The organism is Gemmatimonas sp. (assembly GCF_044376735.1).
Lineage (GTDB): Bacteria > Gemmatimonadota > Gemmatimonadetes > Gemmatimonadales > Gemmatimonadaceae > Gemmatimonas.
In genome coordinates this window covers 1-3,998 of the sequence record NZ_JBILKJ010000206.1, presented here as the reverse complement: position 1 = coordinate 3,998, position 3,998 = coordinate 1, and the positions used below count along the sequence as shown (strand labels likewise).

4 protein-coding genes and 1 pseudogene are annotated in these 3,998 nt (G+C 64.4%); all 5 read left to right on the top strand.

Annotated features, from left to right (window positions below):
• Nucleotides 1-307: pseudogene (locus ACIRA7_RS15475) on the top strand (peptidase M16); the annotation flags it as partial.
• Nucleotides 304-1,740 carry a M16 family metallopeptidase gene (locus tag ACIRA7_RS15470; protein WP_396221737.1) on the top strand — a complete coding sequence of 479 codons (1,437 nt, stop codon included), beginning with the start codon at nt 304-306 and terminating at the stop codon, nt 1,738-1,740. The pseudogene ACIRA7_RS15475 and the gene ACIRA7_RS15470, both read left to right, overlap by 4 nt.
• Before the next feature lie 39 nt (nt 1,741-1,779).
• Entirely contained in the window at nt 1,780-2,397 is a 618-nt protein-coding gene (locus ACIRA7_RS15465) for an SET domain-containing protein (protein ID WP_396221736.1), read from the top strand.
• Complete coding sequence (locus tag ACIRA7_RS15460; RefSeq protein ID WP_396221735.1) at nt 2,397-2,954, top strand: NUDIX hydrolase; 558 nt, start codon at nt 2,397-2,399, stop codon at nt 2,952-2,954. Before ACIRA7_RS15465 ends, ACIRA7_RS15460 begins: the two co-directional genes overlap by 1 nt.
• A 265-nt stretch (nt 2,955-3,219) precedes the next feature.
• Nucleotides 3,220-3,864 carry a sigma-70 family RNA polymerase sigma factor gene (locus ACIRA7_RS15455; protein ID WP_396221734.1) on the top strand — a complete coding sequence of 215 codons (645 nt, stop codon included), beginning with the start codon at nt 3,220-3,222 and terminating at the stop codon, nt 3,862-3,864.
• Nucleotides 3,865-3,998 lie beyond the last annotated feature (134 nt).

Below are 3,998 nucleotides of genomic sequence, written 5' to 3'. Positions count from 1 at the left end.
GATGCACCAGCAGGGCGTCACTGATGTCGAGGTGCAGCGCGCCCGCGCGCTGATCGAAACGAGTTTTGTGACGAGCATGCAGTCGGCCGCCGAGCGCGCCGACCAGCTGTCGCGCTTTGCGACGTACTTCGGCGATGCGGCGTTGATCAACGAGCAGGTGGCGCGGTACGCCGCGACGACCACGGCGGCGGTGTCCGCCCTTGCACGCGAGCGCCTTGGTCCCGACAATCGCGCGCTGCTGCTGTACGTACCGGCCGAGGAACAGCCGGACGCGGAGCACGCCGAGATGGCGGAGGCGAGCGCATGACTGACACGCTCGATGTTTCCGTGCATGATGCAACGTCCGTGGCACCGCCGCGTCCCGCTGCCGGCATCCCCAGCGATTATCGGTTTCCGCACTTCTCCACACGTATTCTCGCGAATGGATTGCGTCTGATCGTGGCCACGGTCCCGGCGTATCCGGTGGTGACCACGCTGGCGGTGATCGAAGCAGGGGCGACCCGCGATCCGCGCGATTACGAAGGGCTGGCCCAGCTTACCACCCGGGCACTGGCGGAAGGCACGCGTGATATGAATGCGCTCGAGCTGACGTCGCGGCTCGAGATGCTCGGTACGACGCTCGACACCGGCGCCGACTGGGACTCGGCGATCGTGCAGATCACCGCGCTGTCATCGCGCATTGACGATGCGGTCGCCGTGCTGTCGGAAGTGCTGCGCTACCCGGCGTTCCCCGAGTCGGAGCTCGAGCGGATGCGAGGCGAGCGGCAGGCCGATCTGGCGCAGTTGCGCGCTGAACCGCGCGGTTTGTCCGACGTGTTCTTCTCGCGCCTGCTGTACCAGCCCGAGTCCCGTTTTGCGCGATTGGCCGGTGGCGATGAAGCGAGCATCATGCGCCTCACACGCGAGCGCGTGCAGGCCTACCACGCCGAGTACTATCGTCCCGATGCCACCGCCCTGATGATGGTTGGCGACATCGATGTGGAGCACGCCGTGAAGCTGGCGAGCGCACACTTCGGCGACTGGGTCGGGACGGCGCCGCCGGTGGCCGAGCCGGTGGATGCACAGCGTTTTCCCGAACCGCGCGTGCATCTGGTGCACAAGGCCGACGCCCCGCAGTCGGAGGTGCGCGTGGGGCACGTCGCCATTCCGCGCTTGCACGAGGATTACTTCCCCGTGGTGGTGATGAACGCGATCCTGGGCGGCCTGTTTTCGTCGCGGCTCAATCTGAATCTGCGCGAAGTGCACGCCTACACGTATGGGGCGCACTCGGCGTTCGATTGGCGTCGCGCCGCCAGCCCGTTCGAAATCTCGACGGCGGTGGAGACGGCGGTCACGGCAGATGCGCTGCGCGAGATCACGCTCGAGTTCGCACGCATTCGCGAGGCGCCGGTGAGCGACGCCGAGCTGTCGCTGGCCACGAGTTATCTGGTCGGTGTCTTCCCGATTCGGTTCGAGACCACCGCCGAGGTGGCGGGGGGATTGGCGAACGTGGAGATCTTCCGGCTGCCGACGAACTACTTCGATACGTATCGCGACCGGGTGAAGGCGGTCACGGCGCAGGATGTGCTGCGCGTGGCGCGAGCACACCTCGATCCGAATCGCTTGCAGGTGGTCGTGGTGGGTGATGCCACCGCGATCCGTCCGACCGTCGAAGCGCTGTCGCTTGGTCCGGTCACCGTGTACGACCCGGCAGACGACGATGTGGCTGCCGCGCCTGTGTCTCTCTCCTCAGCCTCCTGAATCGACGTGTCGCCAGCGAAGAAGTCCGTTAGCAAGCGGGTGAAGCCGCCCAAGTCGCCGTACTACGAAGTGCGTCGCTCCAAGATCCAGGGGCGAGGCGCGTTCGCGATCCTGCCGATTCGCAAGGGGAAGAAGATCGACGAATACTGGGGGCAGCCGATCACGCACGAGGAGGCCGACCGGCGGTACGACGACAACGACGGGCGTCACCATACGTTCCTGTTCGTACTCGACGATGACACGGTGCTCGACGCGCGCTTCGGTGGGAACGATGCCCGCTTCATCAACCACTCGTGCGATCCGAACTGCGAGACGCTGATCGAAGACGGACACATCTGGATCAAGGCGATCAAGGCCATCGCGCCGGAAACGGAACTGGCATACGACTACCGCTTCGAGTGGCAGGACGAGTACGAGCCGGAAGACGTGCGCTACTACGCGTGCCGTTGCGGCACGAAGAAGTGCCGCGGGACGATTCTTCGTATTCCGGTGTACCTGCGCCCGACGATCAAGCAGTGGCTGGCCGGCAACGACGTGCCGCTGCCGAAGAAGCCGAAGCCAGGTGCGAAGAAGGCGGTGAAGAAGGTCACGAAGAAGGTGGTCAAGAAGGCGACCAAAAAGGTGGCCAAGAAGGTGGCCAAGAAGGTGGCGCGCTGATGGCGATTGAACGGCAGGGACCCGGGAAGATCATCGGGACGCGCGGTTACACCGGGAAGGTGATTTCGATCGATGTCGACACGGTGCGTTTCCCGGACGGGTCGACGGGCCAGCTGGAGATGGTGCGTCATCCGGGGGCCAGCGCGATCGTCCCGCTGCTTGGCGAGCTCGACGATGATCCGGAGGTCCTGCTGATCCGGCAGTATCGCTATGCGGCCGAGGGGTATCTGTATGAGATCCCGGCCGGCCGTCTGGATCCGGGGGAGGACCCGCTGACCTGTGCCCATCGCGAGCTGAAGGAGGAGACCGGATACACCGCGTCGCATGTCGAACAGCTGTTCACGATGTTCACGACCCCCGGCTTCACCGACGAGAAGATCCATCTCTTCGTCGCGACAGGGCTCGAGGCGGGGGAGTGGAAGCGGGAAGCGGATGAGTTCATGGAGCTGGTGCCAACCAAGTTGTCGCGGGCGCTGTCCATGGTGGAGCAGGGCGAAATTCAGGATGCCAAGACGGCGCTCGCGTTGCTGTACACCGCTGGCTTTCGTCTCCCGTGACAGGTGCTGTCCTCGCCGGTTGTCCTCTTTCAAGGACATACTGACGGAGGCAAGAGGGTCCGTGGACACCATGGCATCGGGTACGGACGCGCAACGTGTTGATACCAAACACGTTGGCTCTGAAGGTTCCAGAAAGTTCCTTCCGGCACGCCCTGTGCATTAGGTCGGGTGTGTGCGACGACATGGTCTGCCGGATCGTCCGGCCATCTGGTCGAAGCACCGTGAGTCTTCGGGCTCGCGTCACCGCAGGCGGAGGACTCGATTCATGGCCCAACTGGCTCGCCCGACACTGACGTCACAGCACGCCCCCGCGGTGCCGGTGCGCGAGCATTTGCGCAGCCTCGAGGATGGCGACGTGGTGTCGGCGTTCCTCGGAGGCGAGGAACGCGCCTTCGAAGAGCTCGTCGACCGGTACCAGGGTCGGCTGCTGAACTTCGTCTACCGCACGATCGGTGATCGCGACCGCGCCGAAGACTTGGTGCAGGAAGTGTTCATCCGCGTGTACCGCCATATCGGACGCTTCGACCGCTCCAAGAAATTTTCGACGTGGATTTACACGATCGCGTCGAACCTGGCCAAGAACGAGCTCCGCAACCGGTCGCGTAATCCGCTGGTGCTCTTCCAGACCATCAGGGCCAAGTTCGAGGACGAGGAGCGCCCCCTCCAGTTCGAGGACGTGCATACGCGCCCGGACGACCTGTTTCAGAAGCGTCATCTGCGGGAGATGGTGGAGCAGTCGGTGGGTCAGCTGCCGGCGCATCACCGCGAGGTGTTCGTGCTGCGAGAACTGGAAGGGAAGTCATACGAGGAAATCGCCGACATCACCGGCGTGAACCTCGGTACCGTGAAGTCGCGGTTGAATCGCGCGCGCACGGCGTTCGCCGACATCATCGCGCCATTGGTGCGATAGGCACGCGCGGGACGATCCGCTGCACCACCCCCCGCCAGGGATTGCCTTGGCGGGGGGTGGTGCGTTTGGATATAGCGCAGCGGTCGGAACCGCTCGTCGGACCACGGGTATCTTGCCGTGCGATCGTCAGATCG